At 60.7% G+C, this 22,268-nt stretch carries 24 protein-coding genes and 1 pseudogene; 9 read left to right on the forward strand and 16 right to left on the reverse strand.

Features of this window, described 5'->3' with window-relative positions:
* Positions 1-467: 467 nt before the first annotated feature.
* Complete coding sequence (locus J3P73_RS03305) at positions 468-797, reverse strand: hypothetical protein (RefSeq protein ID WP_130808719.1); 330 nt, start codon at positions 795-797, stop codon at positions 468-470.
* Positions 798-892: 95 nt separating this feature from the next.
* On the opposite strand from J3P73_RS03305, the gene J3P73_RS03310 reads away from it, so the two are divergent.
* Entirely contained in the window at positions 893-1,156 is a 264-nt protein-coding gene (locus tag J3P73_RS03310) for a helix-turn-helix transcriptional regulator (RefSeq protein WP_130808720.1), read from the forward strand.
* Positions 1,157-1,173: 17 nt separating this feature from the next.
* Here the strand turns inward: J3P73_RS03310 and J3P73_RS03315 are convergent, their stop codons facing one another.
* The gene (locus tag J3P73_RS03315) at positions 1,174-1,389 is read right to left on the reverse strand and encodes a DUF3768 domain-containing protein (RefSeq protein WP_245002704.1); all 216 of its coding nucleotides are present in this window, start codon (positions 1,387-1,389) and stop codon (positions 1,174-1,176) included.
* Positions 1,390-1,530: 141 nt separating this feature from the next.
* Between J3P73_RS03315 and J3P73_RS03320 the strand changes: the two genes are divergently transcribed.
* The 3 genes from J3P73_RS03320 to J3P73_RS03330 all read left to right on the forward strand — a co-directional run bounded on the left by J3P73_RS03320 (position 1,531) and on the right by J3P73_RS03330 (position 2,994).
* A complete protein-coding gene (locus J3P73_RS03320) occupies positions 1,531-1,875 on the forward strand; it encodes a DUF4274 domain-containing protein (protein WP_207579765.1) in 345 nt (114 codons plus the stop codon).
* Positions 1,835-2,215, forward strand: a complete 381-nt coding sequence (locus J3P73_RS03325; RefSeq protein ID WP_207579766.1) for a hypothetical protein — start codon at positions 1,835-1,837, stop codon at positions 2,213-2,215. The genes J3P73_RS03320 and J3P73_RS03325 overlap by 41 nt, the downstream gene beginning before the upstream one ends.
* Before the next feature lie 146 nt (positions 2,216-2,361).
* The gene (locus tag J3P73_RS03330; RefSeq protein WP_130720068.1) at positions 2,362-2,994 is read left to right on the forward strand and encodes an imm11 family protein; all 633 of its coding nucleotides are present in this window, start codon (positions 2,362-2,364) and stop codon (positions 2,992-2,994) included.
* Between the two features lie 11 nt (positions 2,995-3,005).
* On the opposite strand, the pseudogene J3P73_RS03335 reads toward J3P73_RS03330, so the two are convergent.
* From J3P73_RS03335 to J3P73_RS03360, 6 genes and pseudogenes are all read right to left on the reverse strand, one after another.
* Positions 3,006-3,209: pseudogene (locus tag J3P73_RS03335) on the reverse strand (hypothetical protein); the annotation flags it as partial.
* A gap of 122 nt (positions 3,210-3,331) precedes the next feature.
* A complete protein-coding gene (locus J3P73_RS03340; protein ID WP_207579767.1) occupies positions 3,332-3,841 on the reverse strand; it encodes a DUF995 domain-containing protein in 510 nt (169 codons plus the stop codon).
* Between the two features lie 18 nt (positions 3,842-3,859).
* Entirely contained in the window at positions 3,860-4,798 is a 939-nt protein-coding gene (locus J3P73_RS03345) for a glycoside hydrolase family 26 protein (protein WP_130687085.1), read from the reverse strand.
* A 19-nt stretch (positions 4,799-4,817) separates the two neighbouring features.
* Positions 4,818-6,725: a glycosyltransferase family 2 protein gene (locus tag J3P73_RS03350; protein ID WP_207579768.1), complete on the reverse strand. Its 1,908-nt coding sequence runs from the start codon at positions 6,723-6,725 to the stop codon at positions 4,818-4,820.
* A complete protein-coding gene (gene galE / locus J3P73_RS03355) occupies positions 6,722-7,708 on the reverse strand; it encodes a UDP-glucose 4-epimerase GalE (RefSeq protein ID WP_207579769.1) in 987 nt (328 codons plus the stop codon). Before galE ends, J3P73_RS03350 begins: the two co-directional genes overlap by 4 nt.
* On the reverse strand, positions 7,708-8,754 hold the full coding sequence (locus J3P73_RS03360; protein ID WP_018072423.1) for a UDP-glucuronic acid decarboxylase family protein: 1,047 nt from the start codon (positions 8,752-8,754) through the stop codon (positions 7,708-7,710). The genes galE and J3P73_RS03360 overlap by 1 nt, the downstream gene beginning before the upstream one ends.
* 354 nt (positions 8,755-9,108) lie before the next feature.
* Here J3P73_RS03360 and J3P73_RS03365 point away from each other — a divergent pair, with 354 nt between their 5' ends.
* A complete protein-coding gene (locus tag J3P73_RS03365; protein WP_018072425.1) occupies positions 9,109-10,257 on the forward strand; it encodes a helix-turn-helix domain-containing protein in 1,149 nt (382 codons plus the stop codon).
* A gap of 280 nt (positions 10,258-10,537) precedes the next feature.
* On the opposite strand, the gene J3P73_RS03370 is transcribed toward J3P73_RS03365, so the two are convergent.
* On the reverse strand, positions 10,538-10,816 hold the full coding sequence (locus J3P73_RS03370) for a hypothetical protein (RefSeq protein WP_018072426.1): 279 nt from the start codon (positions 10,814-10,816) through the stop codon (positions 10,538-10,540).
* Positions 10,817-11,240: 424 nt separating this feature from the next.
* Here J3P73_RS03370 and J3P73_RS03375 point away from each other — a divergent pair, with 424 nt between their 5' ends.
* Entirely contained in the window at positions 11,241-11,621 is a 381-nt protein-coding gene (locus J3P73_RS03375; RefSeq protein ID WP_207579770.1) for a VOC family protein, read from the forward strand.
* Positions 11,622-11,738: 117 nt separating this feature from the next.
* Here the strand turns inward: J3P73_RS03375 and J3P73_RS03380 are convergent, their stop codons facing one another.
* On the reverse strand, positions 11,739-13,733 hold the full coding sequence (locus J3P73_RS03380; protein ID WP_130674632.1) for a methyl-accepting chemotaxis protein: 1,995 nt from the start codon (positions 13,731-13,733) through the stop codon (positions 11,739-11,741).
* Between the two features lie 682 nt (positions 13,734-14,415).
* On the opposite strand from J3P73_RS03380, the gene J3P73_RS03385 reads away from it, so the two are divergent.
* Both J3P73_RS03385 and J3P73_RS03390 read left to right on the forward strand, forming a co-directional pair.
* Complete coding sequence (locus tag J3P73_RS03385) at positions 14,416-15,009, forward strand: ankyrin repeat domain-containing protein (RefSeq protein ID WP_165422553.1); 594 nt, start codon at positions 14,416-14,418, stop codon at positions 15,007-15,009.
* A gap of 14 nt (positions 15,010-15,023) precedes the next feature.
* Positions 15,024-15,530, forward strand: coding sequence for a YHS domain-containing (seleno)protein (locus J3P73_RS03390; protein WP_130674633.1), 507 nt, complete (start codon positions 15,024-15,026; stop codon positions 15,528-15,530).
* A 13-nt stretch (positions 15,531-15,543) separates the two neighbouring features.
* Here the strand turns inward: J3P73_RS03390 and J3P73_RS03395 are convergent, their stop codons facing one another.
* A complete protein-coding gene (locus J3P73_RS03395) occupies positions 15,544-17,742 on the reverse strand; it encodes an adenylate/guanylate cyclase domain-containing protein (protein ID WP_130773921.1) in 2,199 nt (732 codons plus the stop codon).
* Between the two features lie 301 nt (positions 17,743-18,043).
* Between J3P73_RS03395 and J3P73_RS03400 the strand changes: the two genes are divergently transcribed.
* A complete protein-coding gene (locus J3P73_RS03400; RefSeq protein ID WP_130654513.1) occupies positions 18,044-18,919 on the forward strand; it encodes a transporter substrate-binding domain-containing protein in 876 nt (291 codons plus the stop codon).
* A 33-nt stretch (positions 18,920-18,952) separates the two neighbouring features.
* On the opposite strand, the gene J3P73_RS03405 is transcribed toward J3P73_RS03400, so the two are convergent.
* From J3P73_RS03405 to J3P73_RS03425, 5 genes are all read right to left on the reverse strand, one after another.
* Positions 18,953-19,366: a tellurite resistance TerB family protein gene (locus tag J3P73_RS03405; RefSeq protein ID WP_018072434.1), complete on the reverse strand. Its 414-nt coding sequence runs from the start codon at positions 19,364-19,366 to the stop codon at positions 18,953-18,955.
* A 102-nt stretch (positions 19,367-19,468) separates the two neighbouring features.
* A complete protein-coding gene (locus tag J3P73_RS03410; protein ID WP_207579771.1) occupies positions 19,469-20,179 on the reverse strand; it encodes a thermonuclease family protein in 711 nt (236 codons plus the stop codon).
* A gap of 11 nt (positions 20,180-20,190) precedes the next feature.
* Positions 20,191-20,853, reverse strand: a complete 663-nt coding sequence (locus tag J3P73_RS03415) for a S24 family peptidase (protein WP_075224259.1) — start codon at positions 20,851-20,853, stop codon at positions 20,191-20,193.
* A gap of 121 nt (positions 20,854-20,974) precedes the next feature.
* Complete coding sequence (locus tag J3P73_RS03420) at positions 20,975-21,622, reverse strand: response regulator (protein ID WP_130773922.1); 648 nt, start codon at positions 21,620-21,622, stop codon at positions 20,975-20,977.
* Between the two features lie 91 nt (positions 21,623-21,713).
* Positions 21,714-22,112, reverse strand: coding sequence for a hypothetical protein (locus J3P73_RS03425; protein ID WP_130773923.1), 399 nt, complete (start codon positions 22,110-22,112; stop codon positions 21,714-21,716).
* Between the last annotated feature and the right edge of the window lie 156 nt (positions 22,113-22,268).

Genomic DNA, 22,268 nt, shown 5'->3' on the forward strand with positions numbered 1-22,268 from the left:
GTTACGCTTTTCAACTCTTTAGGCCTATCGAATCGACTTGCGCTCGACGTAACACCAAGATTTTATGGAGTCTCCGCAAGCGAAACGGCCTGAAAAAAATGCAACCCTACGCCGAACTATTATTATTACGATGCAGTGTCAAGTTAGCTAAAGCACGAATTCTTGTAGGTATAAACTTCGTGAAAACTTAGGAAATCTCGGGTGGGGTTACGAGGAATAGATATAGACAATTAGATCCATCTAGTGAATGCGCATCGACGGCTGTGTCACCTGCTCTTTTGAACCAGGGAGATCCGGATTCAGCAGATGACAGCGGCGTCGACCGCTATTACGCCATCGTGAAAATGCCGTTCCGTGCGCGGTCGTAGCGGAGTTTGAGTGTGACATGCTGTCGTTGTAACATTCTTCTAGTCCAGAACGTCTTGATGGCAACAGGCTTTAGGTTATCAAACAGACGCATCGAGCTTCTACCGCTTTGACGAACGCCACGTGAAAAAGCTCGTCATTGCCAGGACCAAGGCGATGAAGCCCCAGATCGTTATGTCAGAGAAGCTGCCCGACGTTGATGCAATGAAGGCCAACACAGCGGCCAGAGCGAACATGATCGCGCCAACGAGCGGTAGGGCGAACGAGAACGCCCCCGCGATGAAGAACAGCAGGCCGACGAGCATACCGATGGCGCCGGCACCTCCGGTTGCCTTGTCCTGCAGCAGGCCGCTGCCCGCCGTGACCGCGCATGATTGCATCAGCACCAGCAGGCCTAAGAAGATGCCAATAATTCCGACTGCTATTTTCATTGCTTGTCCCCAGCAGCGCGAACCTCGCGCATGAATTGAAATATGTCGGATATATCCGATGGATTACGAGCCTTCAAGATGGTCGCCATGCGATCATGGATACTCGTGAACGACTTGCCTGGAATCTTCGAAAGGTGCGGGCCGATAAGAAGGTGACGCAGGAGAACCTTGCAGTTGATGCAGGGGTCGACCGCACGACGATTAGCGGAATCGAGCGAGGTGACTTCAACGCGTCGATCGATCTTCTCGATCGTATCGCGGCAGCACTGGCCATCGATATCGCCGCGCTCTTTGCGATACCAAACGAGCGGGAAGCGCCGCCGAGTACGCTGCCCGCCGGACGAAAGCCCGGTCGGTGATGTAGCGAGGTCGGCCATCAGTATTCGTCCGCCCGCATGATGGTGAGCACGCGACGGGTGACATGCGAATTGGCGGGGTCTAGTGACCCCATGTCGTAATCCAGGTCGTAATAATCGATCTTCCAGAAATAGCTGACTCCATCCTGTTCGATCGCACCGAAGTCGTGCTCGTTGTACGGATCATTGCCGGCGTTGAAGTCGTCCAAGCCGACGACGGCCATCAGCAAGGCCAATCGTTGGTCATGGGGCAGAGCGCTCACCCCGGGGGTGATGACAACCCTACCAGCGGTCGGATTGCGCCTGAAAGCGTTGCAACACATTGTCCGATGCAGCGTGCCGGCTTAAGGATGCGCCCGGTCATTCCGGGAAGAACGATGGACGGCAAATTCGAAAGTTACGATGCTGAACAGCGGGCCATGATAGATTGGTTGACCGGCCGGTCCCCCGATGCTCGTCATGCTATTGCGCAAGATCTGAACTTCGACTTCGCTGAAGATGTGTTCGAGTGGATCCTGACGCAGCCGGACTGCGATCTGGCAACTGCCGCAAGCTATTTCTGGCGGACAGAACCTTTCGACCTTCTCGAAAATTCTGCCTACAGGAGCGAAGACAGCATGACGATGCAGCGGCTGATAGACCGCGTCAATGCGGGTTTTTATAGCCGGTCGGAGATTTTTTATGGCGCGAGAAGGCGAAGAGGTGGACAGCTCGACACTTGAAGAAGCCGAACTGCTTCGAGAGTTTGCGCACGACCATAAGGCTTCCAATCTTCCCTGGACTTTACCTGAGGCGTTAGTGCCGCCGTTTGGGCATCGCGCAGTTCGCATCTCGGATGAAGAAGGTCCCGATAAATCGGAAGAGCTCAGAAAGCTCTTTGCCGGGCTCGGGACAGGTTCCGGACTAATTCCAGCAGAAGCGATGGGGGCGGATCAGCCTCCAGGAAAGATGCGCAGCCGGCGCAACAATTCACCGTCGGAAAAAAAGCAGCAGCGTCGAGCAGGTCGCCTTTCACGCCGTTCTACCTTTACATCGCATTCGTTGCGGCGGGATGGGGATTGATCTACGTCTTCGACCCTCCCAGGCACGTATATACGGTGATGCTCTGTTGCTGTCTCGGGTTCGCCCGCGCCACGTTCACGCAAGTGCGATTTGGAATGAAAGAGAAGGCTGACAAACGAGTGCAGACAGTCTCAATGGAGAGAAGCGTGGGTAGCGCCAGGGTGAAGCCTCAAGGAATTTACATACTTGATTCAAATGGGAATTACGGCTGGGAGTTTGCAAACTGGGACAGGCTGCAGCCAGATGGCGGCGGCCTCGGCCTCAATTATAGGGGGGCTCCGTGGCCGGATAGCATGCTCGATTTGCCCCGCGGCCCGTGGCGAATACCCGACTATGTTGAAACGCCAAAGCTGATCTTTGATCCAAAGCGGAAGGTGCAAGACATTTATGCCGTGGATTATTTCCTTTTCATCTCCGACAAAATGAAGAGCTTGCTTGAGGAGTTCGCTCCAAAGTCATGCGAATACCTGCTTTGCGAGACCGAGTTTTCGAACGGAAAAACCGGCCCGAGAATCTGGCTGTGCAGCGTTGTTGATTCATATCGCAAGGCGGTTGATGTCGAGAATTCCCCTTTAATTCGCGTCACTCAATGGGGCGGCTATATGATATCGGGCGGAGCTGACTGGCATTTTCTGCCCGATGTCCTCAAGGGCACGCAGCTCTTCCGCTTGGTTGAGTATGCGGGGTCAATTTTTTGCGATCAAACATTCAAGGACCTTTGCAAAGACAGAGGTATTAAAGGCACCTCTTTCCAACAGGTCGGCTTTTTACCGAAATAGGGGCCCCAAACCCCAAAAAACCGGATCGGCTTGTACTGCCGATGCGCGATGATCATGCTCCGGTCGGGCTGGATGATGTAGGTTTCCTCCACCTGCCAGCCGTACTGGTCGACGAAATCATGCGGAAAGGCGGAACCAATAGGCGATTTGGTAAGTTTGCTGCGCGGCTGGCCGCTATAATAGGTGATGGTGCCGGGGATGGGTTCGAGGCCCGGCCGTTCGTTCGCCGCCTTTTGAAGGCGCTTCGCGATCTTTTATGAAAAGGGTTGCGCGCAGGCATCGGCTCCTACAAGGACACAGATGGCGCCTCGGCCGCGCGCAACCCCTAGCTTCGCCTTTATTTGGTCTTACTGACGCTGGTCTCAATTCCCCCCAATTGAGAACTCACGTAGTCGCCGTGGCGAAGCTTAGCGAATTCGTCGGTGGCTTGTGCCGGTGCGCTCTTGAAAACGTACCATTCACCGTCCGGTTCGCGTTTCTGATAGATCAGGCCGCCCTTCTTGCGGTGGCTGAAGCAGGTGATTGCCGTCGCCGTTCCGGTCTTGGCGTGCCAGTCGGCGTTGAAGCAGAGTTTCCCCGACTCCGTGATGAACCAGCGGCCCATGCCGAAGGACGGCGAGCCATTTTCCCGCGACCAGGCGGTAAAGCGACGCGCCTTTGTAGAGAAGTAGCCGGCGCCGGCTTTCCACATCCAGGAATTCTGGTTGTAGAGCCGATAGATTTCCGCGCTGCTCATCGGCTTTGCGGTCTCGATCCCCGCAGGCTCATTGGTTCCGGAAGCGGACGCGGCCGTGGCGATACCGCTGGTCAGGGCCACGGCCAGGAACATTTTTTGAAGCATGGACATGTTCAGGTTCCTTGTTGTTCAATTGATGCTTTCGCGGACGACCCGCCAGTCGGGGCGGCCATAGCCGTCCGGCCACGGATAGACTTCGCGGTCGTTGAAGTAGATAACGGCGCTGAGCGCCGGGAACTGGGGATAGCGTTTCGTTACGCTCTCAGCCCAGTTTCGCACGAAGGAATCGCCGCCTTCGTAGCCGAGTTCGGCAACCATGATGGGCTTGCCGTAACCGGCGACACGGGCGTATCCGGGCGCAAGGTGCTCGGCAAACGTCTGGTCACGGCCAGTCTTGTCCCTGTCGTATTGCTCCAGGCCAAAGACCGAGAGCCCGATGAGATCGACGACATCGTTGCCGGGATAAAAGGCTTGAAGCCCCTCATTACCCTTCGGTGACCACATGTATTTGGCCGTCTTCAGGTGGACCTTGCAGACCTCTACCATCCGGCGATAGGCCTTGGCATAATCGGCGCCCTGCCAATGCGACCAGGAGAACTGGCTGTCGGTTTCGTCCATTTCCTGTCCCCAGCGAATGATGACCGGACTTTTCAGCTTGGCAGCAGTCGAGCAGACGGCGGCCATGTTCGCATCGCGCGAACCGTCCAGGATGCTGTGCAGCAGTTCCTGCGAGGTTTGGCGCGAACCGGTCGACCAGGTCCAGGGCTCGACCGAGATCAGCAGGGTGCGGCCACGCGCTTGCGCATAATCGTCGGCGAGGGCGAGCGTGCGCAGATCGACATCTTCCCAGGGCAGGAAGAGGTGTTCGATCTTTGAATTGGGCGAGGCGCCTAAATCTCCGTGCGGATCATAGGCGCCGAACGTGATCGACTCCTTCGTGACGACCGGCATTTTGCTCGGCGGCGCAATGGACGATGTCGTCATTGCAAGCGGCTGCCCTTCGGCAGAACTGCCCAGAGCGGTCGGCAGGACCGCGACTCCCGACAGCAACAGGCCGGTTAATGACAACAGGGCTATTTTGGATGGGCTATGCATTGTGTATTTCCTCCACGCTCGGCCGCACATCCGGGTGAGCGGCATCCGTTCTCAGTTGGATCTCCTCCGGATCGGAAATCCATCGTGGTTTGAAGAAGATCGTGCGCAGGGCGGTCCCGCCCCGGCCTGCACCGGAGGCGGCGTAGCGCTCTTCGAACAGCTGAAGGCGGCCGCTGCCCCAGGCGAGTGCCTCGGTCGCATCCTTTCCGCGCATGATGGTTGCAAGCCCCGGCAGCGCGACGAGCGCAAGCAGCACGGTCGCCATCGCCGGACGGTAGAAACGCGGGGCCGCCGCAACCGTATTTTCCTTCGAATGACGCCCGACGATGACCAACAGCAGCGCGCAGTAGATTGCCGCGTTCAGGATGGTAAAGAAGTAACCACCCTTGGAGGCGCCGGCATCACCGATTGCCAGGGCGGGCAATACCGCCATGAGCGCCAGCACAGCGTAGGGCGCCAGGACACGCACCGGCAGCAGATCGACTTCCGACCGGCCTTTCGGCGTGACGCGGAAATCGACGAAGGAGCCTGTCACAAAATCGTGCACCGCAGCCAGCGTGCCGGCGAGCGCCCAAGGCCAGCGCGCGAAGAGAAAGAGCATGCATTCCCAGCTCAGGATCTTGGCGTCGTAGGGGCGGAACGAGCTGCTGGCGCGCCAGCGATAAGCCATCACCACGAGAGCGATAGAAAGCGGTGCGAAATGCGCCAGGAAATCGGGATAGGTCACCGTCACGAAGTTCTGGCCGCGCACGAGCGCGATGATCGGCAACGCAAACATGAGCAACATAAAGAACGCAAAAAGCGGATACCAGAGTTGCGAAAAGAGGAATTGAAACTTGAGCCGGGGCGGCAGCCGGCCGACGAGGCTCGGCGAGTACCGCAACAGCAGCATGACCAGGCTGCGCGACCACTGGAATTCCTGCGTCACGAGATCGCTGAAGGTTCTGGGGCCGTCACCATGGGCGATGGCATCCAGCGCATGCACACCCCGCCAGCCGCCGGCATTCATCATCAATGTCGTCGAGTGGTCTTCAGCCAACTCCGGACCGAGGCCGCCGATCTGTTTGAGGGCGACGGTACGGACCGCGTAATGCGACCCTATGCACAGCGGCGCCAGGCCGCCATTGTAACCGGCTTGAAGCGAGCCATGCATGCTGGCCTCGGCATAGAGCCTTCCACGTGCCGACCAGCTTTCGGAAGCGTTCTTATCGCAAATACTGGGGGCCGAGACATAGCCGACCTTTGGATCGGCGAACGGACGCAGCATGTGGAAGAGATAGTCGGGCGCGGGAACATGATCCGCATCGAGTTGCGCCACGAAATCGTAGCGGCTGTAGCCGTAGTGGTCGTAGAAGAAGGCGAGGTTGCCTTCCTTGCACCGCGTGCGTCGGGGCCACGACGTCCGATGATAATCGGATCGCCCCTTGCGGGTCGAGACGAGGACTCCGTGCCCGGAGCACCAGTCGAGAGTCTCGGGGGAAGGGTCTTCGTCGGCAAGCCAGGTGTCGTGTTCCACCTCCTGGGCAAGCATTGCCAGCAGGGTTTCACTGACGACCGAGAAGGGTTCCGCCGGCGCCTTGGTCACGACCATGGCCACTCGACTGCCCGCCGGCAGGCGCAAGGGACCGTTCGGTCTTGCCGCCCGATAGAAGACGACGATGAAATAGGCCGGCAGAGCGGTAACCCAGGCAAGAACGAGGCTCACCGTAATTGTGCCGAAAGCATCGACGTGATGGCGCGGCTCCAACCACCAGATCCAGAAATAGGCGAAGGCGCAGGCCCATACGGCCGCCGAGAACAGATATTCGACCCGCCGATGTCCGGTCAGAACCGGGACAAGAAGTGGCTCGAGGGTGGGTTCCGGAGCATGCGTCGCTTGGCTAATCGCAGGTTGGGTCACGCGCGCGCCTCCAGTCCGAAGAACGGAGCCGCCGTCCGCACGATGGTTTCGAGGTCGGAATATCGAGGCTGGAAGCAGAGCGTCTCGCGGGCCAGGCTGGCGTCGGCGTAGAGGCTGGGCGGATCGCCCGGCCGGCGTGGATGGATGACGACCGGGACTTCGCACCCGGTCGTTTCCTGGATCACGCGCAGGACTTCCCTGATGGAAAAACCCCGCCCGGTGCCGAGGTTGACAGCGAGGTTTGCTCCGCCTTTGGCGAGATGGGTGAAGGCCTGAACATGGGCGCGCGCGAGATCTGCGACGTGAATATAGTCCCTTATGCAGGTCCCGTCAGGGGTATCGTAATCATCGCCGAATATCTCCAGGTGCGGAATCCGGCCGGCCGCGGCCAGCAGCGCCCGCGGAATGAGATGAGTTTCCGGAACGTGCCATTCGCCAAGCTCGCCGTCCGGATCGGCTCCACAGGCATTGAAGTAACGCAGGGCAACGTACCGCAGGCCGTAGGCCGCCGCATAATCGGCGAGCATATGCTCGAAGATCAGCTTGGTCTTGCCGTAGGGATTGATCGGAGCCTTCGGCAACGTCTCATCGATTGGCAGCACGGAGGGGACGCCGTAGACGGCACAGCTCGATGAGAAGATGACGTTCTGAAGCCCCGTCTGCCGGCAGGCATCGATAAGCGACAATGCACCGCAGACATTGTTGTTGTAATATTTCGCCGGGTTTTGCACGGACTCGCCCACGTAGGCCGAGGCGGCAAAGTGGATGACGGCATCGGGAGCATATTTCTCGATGACCTCGATCAGGCATGGCGTGTCGAGGACGTCACCTTCGACGAAAGGGCCCCAGCGCACGGACGAACGGTTTCCGGTCGTGAGATTGTCGTAGACGACAGGCTCAATCCTCTCCGAGCGGAGGAGCTTGGCGGTGTGGCTGCCGATATAGCCGGCACCGCCCGTGACAAGGACCCGGGGCGCATCCATCAGACGGCCTCCAGTTCGCGCGCCGGACGGGTGAGAAGGCCATCGAAATAGTCGATCGTCTGACGCAGGCCGCTCGACAAGTCGATCTTCGGCCGCCAGTCGAGTTCCTGCATGGCAAGCGAAATATCGGGGCGACGCTGACGGGGATCGTCAACCGGCAGAGCGCGATGGATGATTTGCGACCGGGAGCCGGTCAATGCGATCACCTGCTCGGCCAGCTCCCGGATCGTGAATTCGCCCGGATTGCCGAGATTGACAGGCCCCGTCAGCGACGACGGTGAGGCCATCATGCGGACCATGCCGCCGATGAGATCATCGACGAAACAGAACGAGCGGGTCTGCGAACCGTCGCCATATATGGTGATGTCTTGCCCCGTCAGGGCCTGAACGATGAAATTCGAGACGACGCGGCCGTCGTCCGGACGCATCCGCGGGCCGTAGGTGTTGAAGATGCGGATGATCTTGATCTCGACGCCGTGCGTCTTGTGGAAGTCGAAGAACAGCGTCTCGGCGCACCGCTTGCCCTCGTCATAGCAGGAACGTGGCCCGAACGAATTGACGTTGCCCCAGTAGCTTTCGACCTGCGGGTGGACGTTCGGGTCGCCGTAGACTTCGGAGGTGGATGCCTGAAGGATACGTGCGCCGGTGCGCGCGGCCAGCTCCAGAAGGTTGAGGGAGCCCAGCACGCAGGTCTTTGTCGTATGGATCGGATCGGCCTGATAATGCGGGGGCGATGCCGGGCAGGCGAGGTTATAGATCTCGTCGACTTCCAGATCGAGCGGGTGGACGATATCGTGGGCGACGACATTGAAGCGATCGACTCGCTTCAGATGGACGATATTGCGCCGCATGCCGGTGGAAAAGTTGTCGAGGCAGATCACCTGGTGTCCGGCGGCCAAAAGCGTCTCGCACAGATGCGATCCGAGGAAACCTGCACCGCCGGTGACAAGAACTCTCTTGGGAGCGCGATGTATTCCGGATGGATTATTTGCATCAAGAGCCGAAGCTTGTACAGAGCGCGCACGAATCTTACCAAGATAGTTCACGACTACCTCCCGTGTTTTCAGATTTTGCTATGGGATATTCGATATTTACTTCGATATATCGCGAAACCAAGTCGTTCGATCATGCGAATATTTTATTCGTCCGGTTTTTCTTTTGGAAAGAACCGATGTTTATTTAGATACAGCTAAGAAAGGCAATTGTCGTTATCCTCGCGTCCTGGAAATTATCGCTCCGTACATTTCGGAGCGAAAAGGAATATGATAAACAACTCATGGAGGTGACTCTTCGGGCACTTCCGCTTTTTCAGACGGAGTTCTGCGGAGATTTCAGCCGCAAAAACAATCGCTTTTCTCAATTTCCATGGCTCGGGTCGGGTTATGCGCTGGAGGAATTGGATGGCTACAGGGTCTGATTCCGACGATGATCCTGCCGCGGAACAGGAACGGCCGGCGCATATGGAGCGGCGGCGCTGGCCGCGTGAACCGGCCATGCGCAAGGAACGCCCACCCCATGCCTCCCCTGCACTCGTGCCGCTGCGATTCTCGACGCAGGACCTGCCACCGGCAGAACAATTCCAGGCCTGGCGGGCACATATGGCGCCGCTCGTGGATGTTCATCTGCCGGAGGGAAAATCACCGGAAGACGGGTTCCTCGCGGAGCAGATCGGCTGGCATCTCGGCGATATCCTCATCGTCCAGCAGCGCGCGCAGGCCCACAGATATGTCCGCGATCAGGCCATGCTTCGATCGAGCCCCATCGACCATTGGAACGTCGGCCTGCAGCGCAGCGGCCAAGCCTGGACCGAGGTCAACCGTCGTGTCACCGAGACCGGTGCCGGCGAGATATTGTTCATGTCTCTCGGCAGCCCCTATCGCGGACGGATGACCGATACCGAAGCTTTGCTCGTGTTCCTGCCGTATGAGCTGCTGGCTCGCGATGCGAGCCTTCTCCAGAGCGCCGGCAACACGGTTCTTTCGGGCAGCCACGCCGAGTTGCTCACGGGCTATCTCACGGGCCTCGAAACGAACCTCGGCAATCTGACGATAGAGGAAGTGCCCCGGATCATCCAAACCATCGGCGATATGGTCGTTGCGGGCGCCGCATCGTCCACAAGGACTGATACCGGTCAAAACCAGACCAACATGGGACTGATGGAGCGGGCGCACCGCTACATTCACGTCAATCTCCATTCGGAAAACTTGACACCGGACATGATGTGCCGCGCGTTGGGGATTTCGCGCACGCGGCTTTACCAACTGTTTGAGGCGAGCGGAGGCGTGCTCAATTATATTCGCAAGCGGCGATTGCTGCAGGCCTATGCGGATCTCAGCAATTCGGCCGACCACAGGCCGATTTCAGAAATCGCAGAAGCCGCCGGTTTCGAGGTCGCCGCCAATTTTACGCGCGCCTTCATCCACGAATTCGGGCTGAGCCCGCGTGAAATCCGAAGGACGGTGGCAACCCAACAGCGGCCGGCTCCGGCCATCAGCTCCACGCGGCGTTACGGAAAAACGATCGGTGATTGGCTGGCCCTGACGGGTTGATCCGGCTCGGGCTGAAATCCGGACTCGAAGTCCGTTAAGCGGCGATCGACGCGCTTGCCGAAGACACCGCGGACTTGATCCAGACCCATGGCCTCTAAACCGCCTGTTGCGGTCTATGATGCCTGCTCCTCTCCTTTTCATCTTCGCACTGTGCAATGATGAATGCAGCTTTATGCTGAACAAACCGGTTCGCGCCAGATGCGATCTCAGGGCCTCCGTTCGCAATTGAGGGTATATTTCCCGTCACCGCTCCATCTCCCGCAAACCACGCCGACCAAGCCTAATCCCCGAAAAAGCGGATCGGCTTGTATCGGCGATGTGCGATCATCAGGCTCCGGTCGGGTTGGATGATGTAGGTTTCTTCCACCTGCTGGCCGTACTGGTCGATGAAATCATGCGGAAAGGCGGAACCAACAGGCGATTTGGTGAGCTTGGTGCGCGGTTGGCCGCTATAGGTGATGCTTCCGGGGATGGGTTCGAGGCCCGGTCCGCTGTAGCTGACGGTGTTGCATCCCGCGACAACGAGCGTGCCGACGAGGCCGATGATTGCAGGTTTCATGTCCATCCCTCCCATTGCGTTGAATAAAATCACTCTACACCTCGTCGGATAGGGCTCACGACACGAATGCTCATGCCGCTCTTCAATCCTTCGGGAAGCGTCGCCGGGGACGTCGTGATCGAGCGGCCGGCGGGACGCCACATCCATCTGTTGATATTAGGGTGAGAATCCCGTTCCTCCAGACGCGCCGACGCATCCATTGCCGAAATCGATGCCTTCTGCTAGATCGGCATCGTCGAAAAAGGCAGGATCGGTTGAGGTAAGCCCGGTCCCTTCCATTGGAGCGTCAAGAGCGCTCTCACGGAAGCTCTGCTCCGTGCCATGGCACGAGAACCCGCGACGTGATCCGCATCAAGATGCGGGATCCCGGCGGCGTGCGGAGACGGCAAAAGGCAGTCCCGGGATTTTTCGAACGGAGACTGTCATGCGCTTGAACCACCTCGACTTCCACGTACCCGATATCGCTGCCACCGCGGATTTTTTCATCCGCCATTGCGGCCTGAGACTTAAGGATATGCGCGGCCAGAACGGCCTGGCGATCCTCGAAGACGATGCCGGCCTCGAAATCGTCCTCAGCCACGCAATCGCAAAATTCGGCACCGCCGATCAGATGGAGATCGGACGCCAGACCTATCACACCGGCTTCATTCTGCCCGAAAAGGCGGATGTCGATGCGGCCCATGCCGGGCTTGCTGCTGCCGGTGCTGATCTGTCTGGCCCGCCGGCCGCCATGCGCGGCGGCTGGCTGTTTTATTGCACGGCGCCCGGAAACATCCTCGTCGAGATCGGCTGGCGGCCGGGTTAGAAGCAATTCCAGCAAAAGTGTGCAGCGGTTTTGCGTCCGGAATTGCGCAAAGAAATCGGCCCTCGCAAATAGAAAGGGCGGCCGCAGCCGCCCTTGCCAATGCCTGTTTTGACCGGCTCAGAATTCCGTCCAGTCGGGATCCTGGCTCGGCGACGCGCTGCTGCCGGCGCCGAAGGCGTTGGCGATTTTCTGACCGAGCGCACGGGCCGGCGAGGCGGCCGGGCGGGCAGCACCTTCGCGGGCGACACGGATTGGGGCTGCCCTGGCTGCCGGGCGGGCGGCAGCGCGTGGTACTGCTGTGGCGATTGGCGCACTGGTGGTGAAGCCGCCGGTGCCGGTCAGCCTGAATTGGCCGAGCAGGCTGTTGAGCGCTGCCGCTTCCGTTGCCAGGTTGTGGCTGGCGGCGGTGGATTCCTCGACCATCGCTGCATTCTGCTGCGTGCCCTGGTCCATGGAATTGACGGCGGTGTTGATCTCCTGCAGGCCGATCGACTGTTCGCGGGAGGCTTCAGCGATTGCGTGGACGTGCTGGTTGATCTCCTGCACCTCTTGGACGATCGCGTCGAGCGCCTTGCCGGTCTCGCCGACCAGCGAGACGCCGGTCTGCACATGCGTGCCGGAGGTGCTGATCAGCGCCTTGATCTCCTTGGCCGCCTTGGCCGAGCGCTGGGCGAGCTCGCGCACTTCCTGGGCGACGACCGCAAAGCCCTTGCCGGCTTCGCCGGCGCGGGCGGCTTCAACGCCGGCGTTCAAGGCCAAAAGGTTGGTTTGGAAGGCGATGTCGTCGATGACGCCGATGATGTTGGAGATTTCGCCCGAGGACTTCTCGATCTGCTGCATGGCAGAGACCGCCTTGCGGACGATCTCGCCCGATTTCTCGGCGCCGAGGCGGGTGCGGGCGACGAGCTGGCTCGCCTCCTCGGTACGCTTGGCGGCGTCGCGCACGGTCGTTGTGATCTCCTCCAGCGCCGCTGCCGTCTCTTCGACGGAGGCCGATTGCTGTTCCGTCCGCTGGGAAAGCTGGTCTGCGGAAGAGCGGATTTCATTGGCACCGGCGCCGATCGCCCGGGCATTGGCGCCGACCGTATGCAGGGTTTCGTTGAGCTTCTCGACCGAGTTGTTGAAATCCTCACGCAGCGCATCGAGATGCGCGACGAAGGGCTCGTCGATATGCGAGGCGAGATCGCCGGCGGCAAGGCGGCGCAGGCCGTCGCCGAGCGCGGTGACGGCGCGTTCCAGTTCGGATGCTTCGCGGACCTTCTGCGCCTCGCGTTCGCGGCGCTCGCTGTCGCTGAGATTGCGGTCGGCTTCGGCGCGCGCCTCGATCCGGCCGCGCTCGATCGCATTGTCGCGGAAGACCGAAACGGCCTTTGCCATCTGGCCGACTTCGTCGCCGCGGTCGAGGCCGCTGACATCGCTTGTTGCATCGCCCTCGGCAAGCCGGGTCATGCGCTGGCGCAGCTGCGTCATCGGGCCGGCGATGCCCTTCTGGGCGACGACCACGCTGAAGCCGACGGCGGCGAGAACGGCGATGCCGATCAGCACGAAACAGAAGACGATCCGTTCGTTGACGGAAGCCGAGAGCGCGTCGCCGCCATCGTTGAGCATCGTCATCATCGCATCATTGTTGGCGATCATCTTCGGCGTCAGCGCATTGAGCTTGGCATTGATCAGGGCAACATTCGAAAGCGCACCGGCGCTGTCCTTGGCCTTGCTCTGTTCGACGATCTTGTTCGCCAGGGTTTCGATCTCATCGATTCCGGCCTGGATTTCATCGATCGCCGGCTTGCGGCTGGGCACCAGCGCCAGCGCCTGCTTCATGCGGTCGCGCGCTTGCGGCAACTTGCTCGGTATGGCGAGCGCCGCCTGGAATTCGGGCGTATCGGGCTTCATGTCGGCAAGCAGGGTGACCTGCAGCACCGAGGCCACCGCCGATGCGCTGGCGCGCGCGCTCAGCATCGAGGCCTGCGCCTCATGATCGATGAAGGCGCTATAGGCCGCGTCCGCACGGCGGAACTCGGAAATGACATAGATCAGCCCGGCCATCGTGATCAGCCCCATGAGCGCCACGACCGATATGATTTTTGTGCGGATTTTCAGATGCTTCAGCATGGAAATGTCACCCGATTGACGGGCGTGCTCGCGCGCCCGGTGCTTTTGAAATCAATTGTTGCAGAAAACGCTGCTTCAATATCGCGGTTTAGGGATTACGTTTGGGCTGACGATTGCATCATGCGATCGGCTGGCGGGGTCCGATGTCGTCGCAACAAATAAAGGCGATATTCTTTAATTCCGCGCTAACAGAAGGCGGCGGATGACTGTGATTTTTAGGGGCTGACTTGTCATGGGAATCGAAACGACGCCTCAAATCTCATCCTTGCCCAATCGGGCTTTGCTTTCGCAAGCGGCCCTGGCGACTGTTCGGGTTCAATGGAACGGCGGACGGAGACCCACGCTCTCCCACGGGCTTGGTGTCCCAAAGGTGCCGGCAAGGCGGATGCAAGGAGCGCGCACGGTACGCCGTTCATTGCCTTTCGCTTGCGCTCAGCGCATTCGCGGCTTTGCCGCTCACCCCCTCATCGCCTCGCTATCGCTCCGGCACTTCTCCCCGTTTACGCCGCTGGGGAGAAGAGGTATGTGGCAGCCGCCGTCGTCCCCTGCTCCGCGACCACTGGAATGAACAGAAGAAGTGGGCACCTGACAGTTGGCCTCCAACCCGGGGCGGATGGGTGCGATCCGCCCCCTACCACCCAATCCAGCTGGTACAAAATTTCCGAATATGCTAATATTAGAAATGCGATGGCTTCTGGCGTTACCGATGGCTGGACTTGCTATGGCGAGCCCGGCTGCGTCAGCGCAGACGTTGTTCGACGCGGTGGCTTCTGGCGACAGGCATGCTTTGGAGCAGGCGCTGGCCGGCGGCGCCAAGGTTGATGACCGGGCCGCTGATCAGGCAACGCCGCTGATTGCCGCTGCATTGGGCAAGCAAGCCGATATTGTTGAATTGCTGCTGAACAAGGGGGCTGACGTCACTGCGCGCAATTCCGGCGGCTTCACGCCGTTGCATGCGGCGGCCTATGCCGGAAGTGCTGCGATCGCACGGCAACTTCTCGCCAAAGGCGCGTCCCTCGACGATGCAGCCAACAAGGCGGGCGTCACGCCGCTGATGGTGGCGGGCGAGCAAAACCATCTCGATGTCGCCGTGTTGCTGATCGCTGAGGGAGCGGACCCCAGCCACCCCGAAATTCACGGTTACCTGCCGATCACGCGCGCGCTCTGGAAGGGGAACAAGGATATCGTTCACCTCTACAAGCAGCACGGGGTCACCTGCCCGCCGGCAAAAATTCTCGGCAGTGAAGAATGGTATCAAAAGTGTCTGAGCTATTGATGGGAGGACGGATCATGGTCTCACACCGTAAATACGCAAAGCCTGTGCATGTCATCAAGGGAGCAGCCTGTCTCGCTCTCTTGCTCGGTTTTTCCGCGCCCGCGTTTGCCGATGGCCGCGTGAATACCGGCTACTTCGGCGGCGTCGCGATTGGTGGCTACGATACGGTCGCCTATTTCCTGGATAACAAGGCCGTCAAAGGCTCGGAGCAATATTCCTATGAGTGGCTGGGCACGCCCTGGTACTTCGCCAGTGAAGCGCACCGCGAACTCTTCAAGGAAAATCCGGCGAAATATGCCCCGCAATATGGCGGTTATTGCGCAGGAGAGGTCGCCGTTACCGGCTCGGTCACCGTCAACATCGATCCCGAGGCTTTCGCCATCGTCGACGGCAAACTCTATATCACCTATGACAAGGTCCACACGCAGGATTTTGCGGCGCGTGTTGACGAAGCAGGGCCGAAGGCCGATGCAAACTGGCCGAAAAAGCAGGCTGAGCTGGCGCAGAATAATTATCGCTGAAGCGTAGGCCGTGTCATTCGGCCACGGTGAAATGAAACACCTTGCCCGAGTTGGTATAAGTATAGAATTTGTCGCTCTCGTCGCCCCTGATGTAAACGGGGCCGCAATCGGGCCGCCCGAACATGTTCTCGCTCTGCTCGCATAAGACGTCCTGATCGACATAGAGCTTGGCGGTGTACATGCGTGTCATCGAGCGAAATCCCGCGCTACCATCCTCTGCGATCTGCAGGATGGCCGGTTGACCGCCAGGTTCGAGCTGGCCTTGCCAGGTGTGGCCGAAAACGAGGGAGGCAAGGGCTGCGCCCTTCACCCGATCCTTTTCATCCGCGGTGAACCCGAATGGCCATTCGGGCAAGCCGGCCTGGCTGAGCGCGTCTGTGATGAGCCTCAGATCTTCGGGGTTCCGAAAGTGGGCATAGCCGATCCGCCAGGCAGCCAGGGACCGTTCGTTGAAGGTTTCAGATCCCGATAACAACTGTAAGCCCTCGGCAGCGGCTGCCCGTGCCTCGGCCAGGCGGTTGGCGCGGGCATAGGCCGCAGCCAGCACGATCCTGAATTCGCTGACTTCGGGTGCGTCGTCGCGAACGCGTTCGAGGGTTTCGACGGCTCTCGCGGTGTCACCCTTCACGAGAAAGACGAGACCGGCGATTTCCCGGTCGATGGCGGAGAGATCGGGGTCGAGCCTCAGCGCGGTTTCCACCGCGACACTTGCCTCGGCGTGGTTGCTGGCAAACAGTTGAACATAGCCGAGCGCGATCTGCGCTGCCGCATCTCCCGGGCCGAGTGCTGTGGCGCGCTCAGCAGACTCAATCGCCTCCTCGTAACGGCGATCGACGACCTGCATGATGCCGAGAATGGCGTAGGGCGACGAGAGATCAGGATCGAGTTTCAAGGCGATGCTTGCCTTCTCGTAAGCCCTCTTCCTCGCAAGCGCGCTCTGCATGATGTCGTTGAAACTGGCGCGCCAGATATTCACGGTGGTGCGCGCGTCGAATGCAAAGGCCTCGGCGAAAGCGGGGTCCAGCGCCTCCGCCTTGTCGTAGAATGCCAGCGCCTGCTGCAGCCCGTCGCGCTTGCCGCTGCGCGCCGCCTGCTCGCCGCGCAGGAAGTTGTCGTATGCCTCGAGATTTTCAGTCGGCACCCTCGACAGCCGCTTGGCTTCGGTGGCTGACGGCTCGATGCCAAGCGCGCTGACCAGCTCTCGCCTGAGATCGTCCTGGATGGCGAAGAGATCCGCAGCACTTCGGTCGAAGCGGTCGGCCCAGACGTTCTTGCCGCTGGCCATGTCGACGAGCTGCACATTGATGCGCAGTTGCTCGCCGACTTGGCGAACGCTGCCTTCGACCAGGTAGCGCACGTTAAGCGCGCGCGCCGCATCCGCAAGCACGACGGGCTTGCCCTTGTAAGCGAAGACAGAATCGCGGGCGATAACATCGACGCCGGAAAGCTTGGCGAGATCGGTGATCAGGTCTTCGGTGATGCCGTCGGAAACATAGTCCTCCTTCGGATCGCCGCTGAGATTGGCAAATGGCAGGATCGCGACCGACGTCCGTTGCGGCGCGGCAAGGTTTCGCCATTCGAACTGCCACGCAAGGGCAGCGAGAACGATCAGCAGCGCCGCAATCCCGATCCCCGACAGGACCATGGTGCGCGCACGCGGCCGACGGAACCTTGCGGCCACCTCCCCCGCCTTGCCGGCATCGAGATGAACGCGGTAGACCCGAACCGGGTCCGGAATATTCTTCAACCGCTGCTCGCCAAGGTTCGTGAAGCCGACGTCGGCCTTGTGAAAGACGTGATCGAAGGCGGTGCCCGAGATGCAGATGCCGCCGGGCTCGGCCATAGCCTCCAGCCGCGCGGCGACATTGACGCCGTCGCCATAGAGATCGTCGTCCTCGACGATGACGTCGCCGAGGTTCACACCGATGCGGAAACGGATCTTCTGCGCGTCCGGCACATCGGGGTCGTGCCCGGCCATCCGTCGCTGGATCGCCGCCGCGCACTGGACGGCATCGACCACGCTGGCAAACTCCACCAGCGCCCCGTCTCCCATGAGCTTGATGATACGGCCGTGAAACTCCGCAACGGCAGGGTCGAACAGCGCGCTGCGGCAGATCTTCAGCCTTTCCAGCGTGCCGACCTCCTCATTCCCCATGAGGCTGCTGTAACCAACTACATCAGCGGCCAAGATCGCGGTAAGCCGTCGCTCCATATCTGCGCCTTGCGCGATCCACGCTGGCTCAGGCATTTTTTCGGCCAGGTGGCGCCTTGGAACGCTATTCCCGAAAGCTGAGTGTGTCCAGCCGCGGCTTGGCTCCCTCTTCTCCCCAGCAGAGCTATTAGATTCACGCCTGGCGTCGGCGGATCTCGGCCGGAGATGTCGCATGAAGGCCGTCCCTCTGCACGGCGGCGGGATCCGTCTCACTCCCACACATATTCCCCACCGCGCATGACTCTGCTACATCTCGCCGACGCCGCAATGCTTCGCGCTTAACCCAGAGACCAAGATCAAGATGATGCAATCCAAGCTGGCATCCCTGACTCTGAAGGGTTTTTTCGCGTTCGGCCTGTTTCTGGGGGCGCTTTTTTCGAGTTTTGCCGCATCCGCCCAGCAGGCGTCCCCCTCGCTGCCGCTGCTCTTCGATGCGCGCGAACGTCTTGCGAGGCCCGATCTATCCTCGCTGGTGCGCCTGCGCTTCCTGACGTCGGTCGATTTCCCGCCCTTCAATTTCACCGATCAGAACGGCAAACTCTCCGGCTTCAATGTCGACCTCGCCCGCGAAATCTGCAGCGAACTGGAGATTTCAGACAAGTGCCAGATCCAGGCGATCCCCTTCGCCGACCTCAGGGATGCGCTCGCCGCCTCGCAGGGTGATGCCGTCATCGCCGGTTTTGCCGTGACGCCGGAACTGCGCCGGCAATTCGTCTTCTCCAGACCCTATCTGATGCTGCCGGCGCGCTTCGTGCGCAATCTCGCCGTGCCGCTCGACGGAAAGACGGCTTCCGCCCTTTCCAGCCACCCGGTCGGTGTCGTCAGGGGGACGGTGCACGAGGCGATGCTGGCCGCCTTTTTCCCCACGCTCAAGGCCGAGCCGTTCGACACAAAGGACGCCCTGCTTGCGGCGCTCAGGGACCGCAAGGTCGATGCCGCCTTTGCCGATGCGCTGCAGCTTTCCTTCTGGGTCTCTTCGCCGGCATCAGCCAAATGCTGCGCGCTGTTCGACGGTCCCTATCTTTCCGAGCATTTCCTCGGCGAGGGCATGACGATCATGCTCCGGCAGAAGGACAGCGTGCTGACATCCGCCATCGACCACGCGCTCGCCACGCTGTCGCGCAACGGCCGGCTTCAGGAGATCTATCTGCGCTACTTTCCCTACGGGCTCTATTGAAGCCGCGAAAAGACGCGGGACGCGTTTTGGCCTTTAGCCTTTGCGGAACCGGGCAATCGCACTGCGCTCGATCGCCGCGCAGGTGAGCTTGTCGAGGCCGAGCCGGTCACGCAGCAGGCTGAGCAGCCGCAACTCCTCCGCCTTGACCGAGAGATCGGCGGATGCCACCTCGACGGCCAGCGCATAGGCCGTGTCGTAGAGTTTCGCGGGCAGGGTGTCGCGCACGGTTTCGAGCACGACGTCGAGACCTTCCGGTCCGGCGAGCAGCGAGGCGCAGTCGCGCGCCACCGCAATCAGCTTGTCGTCATCGAAATCCCGGAAAACAGGCAGGAATCCGATCAGTTGGCCGATCCTCTCCAGCTCCCTGTCGTTCATCGTGCTGTCGACGGCGGATGCCATCACCATCACGTAGATCAGCGCGTCATGGGCAGAAAGCGGCTTGTTCATCTCTGATTCCTTTTTCGATCAGCCCAGATTAGGAATTGGTAACAGTCATTACAAGGGATCGGCCCGATCCGGGCTGTCCGATCGCTTGTCATGGCTGCCGGTTTAATTGCGGCGCGGATCGTCGCCGTAGAGGCCTTTTCCCGCCTGCCTGGCCTTTTCGGCGGCAGATGTAAGCGGCGAACCCGCCGCCGGTTCCGCCCAGCCGTTTTCGGCAAGCCATGCGCTGAGATCCTCTGTGCCGAGCCGGCAGGCAGTCGTTACGGTTTCCTTCCACTCCACGGTCTGGAGATCGCAGGTGACGGCGCGGTTGCGCAACAGCAGGCGCAGCGCCGTCTTCGCCATCATGCCGCAGGGCCATTGCCGGCCCGCCGGCCCGCAAATCCTGTCGACCGGCGTCGGCACGATGCCGGCAAGCTGAAGCCGGCGCTCGCCGAAGGACAGAATGCCGGCATTTTCGACCGCCGGCCGCGCCAGCTCCATCGGCTTTTTCGTAGCCGGACTTGCCGCTTGCCCGCCAGCCGTCTCCGCTTGTTGCGGGACATCGGCCGGTTGGGGTGCCACGCCGTCGCCTGGCCCCGGGGCAGGCGGTTCCGCCGGTTCCACTGACCGGGCGATCATTTCGGCACGGTCGTCCGACATCGCCGCGGGTTCGCCGGCCTCGGGGGCCGCACCCGCCGGTGCGGACGCCGTCGCCTCGGCGGACGCCGTCTCTTCGCCTGCCGTGCCGCCGCCAAGCCTTGCTTCGCCCGCCATCAGCAGGCCAGCCACCACCGCCATCCCCGTGATACCTGTGATGAAGGCGGCAGGGCGCATGGAATATCTTCCTATTGGCTGGCCCAGATGATGCGGGCGATCCAGTCGACGTCGGAAAGCTCGAAGGTGCGGTTGGGATGTTCGGGATTGAGCGACATCAGCTCGATCGACCGCGGGCTCTGGCGCAGCAGCACCTTGGCCATCACCTCGCCCTCGTTTGTGCGCACGACGACGCGGTCGTTGCGGCGCACCTGTGCCCCCGGCTCGACGATCAGCACGTCGCCGTCGCGGTAGAGCGGCATCATGCTCTCGCCCTGCACCTCCAGCGCATAGACGCCTGATTTCTGTGCCGGGGCTGCCGGAAATTCCACCACGTCCCAGCCCTGGCCGGCCGGAAAGCCGCCATCGTCGAAGAAGCCGCCGGCGCCGGCTTGAGCGAAGCCGAGCAGCGGAATGGAGTTGCCTCGCTGGGGAAATGCGCCTTCCTGCCGTCCGAAAGCACCGTCCGGCCGCATGAAGGCCAGAAACTGCTCCATGCTCGCCCCCGTCGCGTCGAGCACCTTGGCGATCGATTCCGTCGAGGGCCAGCGCAGCCGCCCGTCGGCGGAAAGCCGTTTCGATTTGTTGAAGGAGGTCGGGTCGAGGCCGGCGCGGCGCGCAAGTCCGGATGGCGTCAGCTCGTGCCGTTCGGCAAGCCTGTCGAGCGCTTCCCAGATCTGGTTGTGTGACAGCATGCGCGATTCCGTCGCGGCTCATTCAACGCCGCGCTCCAACCCGGCGGAATATTAACCGACCGCGCCGCCTGAGTAAAGATAGAAGAGGAATAAAATCCTGTTGCCAAAGGGAATGCGTCGCTCAGGCGACCATCGCCATATTGATCTTGCCGAGCTGGATCACCGCCTGCGTCCGGCTGTCGACATCGAGTTTCAACAGGATCGCCGAGACATGCGCCTTGATCGTCGCCTCGGAGACGCCGAGCTCGTAGGCGATCTGTTTGTTCAGCAGCCCTTCGCCGAGCATGGTCAGCACCCGGCTCTGCTGCGGCGTCAGCGTATGCAGGCGGTGGATCAGATCGGCGACATCGGGATCCTGCTCCTGCCCGTCGCGATAGCTTTCCGGCGTGGCAATGTCGCCGGCAAGCACCGTCTGGATGCTGCGGCGAATGTCGTCGATGCCGGAGGATTTCGAAATGAAGCCGGAAGCACCAAGTTCCAGCGCCCGGCGGATCGTCGTCGCGTCGTCGGTTGCCGAGACAATGACGATCGGCAGGCTGGCGAATTCGGAGCGCAGCGCCATCAGGCCGGAAAAGCCACTGACTCCGGGCATGGCGAGATCGAGCAGCATCAGGTCGGCATCCGCATGGGCGCCGGCCGCCCGGCGCGCGGCAGCGAAATCGCCGGCCTCGACGATCGATTGCCGGCCTTCCATGCCGATCACCGCCTGGCGCAGCGCGTCGCGGAAAAGCGGATGATCGTCCGCAATGATGATGGTGTGTTCCCGCATCGAAAACTCCCTCCCAAGAGCCCGATCATGCCGGCATGTGCCTCCGCCCCTCCGCGTTGCACGCCAGCTTGCTCATACCGACTATATCAGATCAGGTCTTCTGCGGAAGGGGATTGGTGTTCTCCTCGGCCTGGAACTCCTTCACCATCCCCATGAAACTCTTCATCATCCGCTCCATGATGCTGATCGAACGGTCGACCTCGGCATCGCTCGGCAACGCGCGCTGGATGACACCGCCCTGTTCGAGCGCCGTCACCCGCTTTGCCAGCCGGTCGAGTTCGTCCTCATAGGCCGCCCGCTCGTCGGCTGCCATCCGGCAGACGAGGGCGCCGTCCTTGTCCTGGCAGATCGACATTGCCCCGGTCTGCCGGTCGAGCCGGACGAAATGGTCGCCGCTCTTCTCCAGCTGGAAGCGGCTTGCATCGGCTTCGACGGCCGCCGCGGCCAACGGCATCAGAAAAACGCTAAGTGTGATAACGAATGCCTTCATTGTCTCATCCTCCGGATTTTCTGGAGCATGATGCCGAAAAGTGTGCGCGGTTTTCGGATGACATCATGCTCTAATTCTGTTCCAGCTGCCCCCGTTTTTCGCGCCGGGGCGTGGACATCGCCGCCTCTTTCCGGCAAAGCCCTCGTGACCAAGGAA

The sequence above is a fragment of the Rhizobium ruizarguesonis genome (assembly GCF_017357285.1).
GTDB classification, from domain to species: domain Bacteria; phylum Pseudomonadota; class Alphaproteobacteria; order Rhizobiales; family Rhizobiaceae; genus Rhizobium; species Rhizobium ruizarguesonis.